Genomic DNA, 2,262 nt, shown 5'->3' with positions numbered 1-2,262 from the left:
GTGCAGGCGACAGTGTTGGCTTGGTTGGAAGCCCATTAGGCGGCACGTTCTCCGGAACGGGAGTCTCCGGGAGCACTTTCGACTCGGCAGGCTTGGGATCGGGCGACTATACGGTTACCTATGAATACACTGATGACAATGGATGTACCAACAGTGCGGAAGCTACTGTAACGGTCAATGCCCTTCCTGATGTAACAGCTGACAACGCTTCTGTTTGTGCAGGCGACAGTGTTGACTTGGTTGGAAGCCCGTTAGGTGGCACGTTCTCCGGAATGGGTGTCTCTGGGAGCACTTTCGACTCGACGGGTTTGGCTGAAGGTGATTATACAATAACCTATGAATATACTGATAACAATGGATGTACCAACAGTGCGGAAGCTACTGTAACGGTTAGTCCACCAGTAATGGTCAAAATTATTTGTGACATTGCAGTTTGTGAGGGTGGTGTATTACAGTTAGCCGCTCAAGGCATTGGAGGAACGGGACAATATACATTCACCTGGGGGCCACCTGAGTTTACTCAATATATTAGCGATACTACTATAGGAGCGCCTACTTTTAGTGGTGCACCAGTTGGAGAATATTTATTAAATGTATTTGTCACAGATGAAGCAGGTTGCGTGAGTGACTCTGCCGAAATACTTATCACTGTATTAGAAAATCCTACTGTTACAGTTACAGCAGATGCACCAGAACTATGTATCGGAGAATCCACTACAATTACAGCAAACCCAGATCCGGCAGAGGATGATGACACGGATTATACGTATGAGTGGACAGTTCCAGACGGAGTTTCAGACCCAGGTAATGTTGCAGAATTTGATACTTCGGTTCCAGGTACATACACAGTAAAAATTACAGACGTTCAAGCAACTATTGAAGATATCACCGCTGGATGTATGGCAGAAGGATCAATTACGATTACGCCGATTGGAACAAATGAAGCACCAATTGTAACACCTACAAACTATTGTGAAGGCAATCCACCAGCAGCTACATTAGAAGGCTTTGCGTCAACTACTGTTCCTGGTGGTACCATAGTTTGGTTTGAAATTGTTGATGGGGAAGCTGTGCAGTTACCAGGTCCTCCAGCATCACCAACTGAACCGGGTGAATATTCTTATTTAGTAAGAATTGCAACTGATGACGGTTGTATTTCAGTAGCTAGTTCCATTGCACAATTTACGGTATTTGCTAACCCTATATTATCTGCTACTGCAACAAATGTGAGTTGCAATGGTCAAGCAGATGGTACAATAGAGGTTGAAACAAATTCAGACTCTTATACTATCACCTTAAATGGTGGAGATGATACAGACTTAAGTGATCAAACTGAGTTTGGTCCAGGCACCTATACAATCACAGCGAGCTCTTCAGCTGGAAATTCTGATATAGTATGTACTTCATCTACAGAAATTACGATTGAAGAACCAATCGCAGTTACACTGGAAGCAGTTGCAACAGATGTGACTTGTTTTGATGAAGCAGATGGTACCATAGAAGTATCCAATGTTAGTGAAGGAGCTACTGTTACTATTACTTTAAATGGTGGAGATGATACAGACTTAAGTGGACAATCTACATTTGATGTAGGTACATATACAGTCACAGCTACTGCGCCTGGAGGTAATGATGGCGATAGCTGTACACTCTCTATAGAAGTCACTATTTCTCAACCTCCAATGTTAGAAATAACAGATGTTCAAGATGAAACCCTAGGATCTTGTCTGACTCAGGAAGCAGTAAATTCTGCATTCCAAGATTTCTTAGATAGTTTTGGTTTCACTCCGGGATCTGAAGGAGCTAGTGGTAGTTTTGAAGAAACGTATTCTGCGCCTCCTGCATGTGGTGGATTTGTAGATGTAGTTTATAATGCAAGTGATTTGTGTGAGCAACTCCAGGATGTTGCAAGATTTACGGTTACTGCAGATACAGAAATCCCGTTGATCAGCGTTGTTAGCAACGAAAATCCAGAAGGAGCGTGCAACCCAAATGACATAGTAGCACCGACATTTAGTGCTAGCGATAACTGTGGCGTAGGTGCTGTGGATGTAGTCGAAGGAGCCGTGAGTATTGAAGGATGCTTATACAGCCAGACCTGGACAGCGAACGTAAATGACAATTGTGGAAATCCTGCCGACGAAGTAAGCGTAACGTATACATGGATAGTTGATACGGACAAGCCAGTAATCACCAGCTCGGTGGAGGGCGGCGACCTAGGTTGCAACCCAACGGCGATCCCTATGCCGGAGTTCACCCTAG

At 44.2% G+C, this 2,262-nt stretch carries 1 protein-coding gene; it reads left to right on the top strand.

The window, feature by feature from the left end; all coding sequences use genetic code 11:
• On the top strand, positions 1-2,262 hold a 2,262-nt coding region (locus tag ACFOSX_RS10935; protein ID WP_386100751.1), incomplete at both ends, for a hypothetical protein.

The organism is Winogradskyella maritima, from assembly GCF_042650215.1.
Classification (GTDB): Bacteria; Bacteroidota; Bacteroidia; order Flavobacteriales; family Flavobacteriaceae; genus Winogradskyella; species Winogradskyella maritima.
This window is presented reverse-complemented; position numbering and strand designations above follow the sequence as displayed.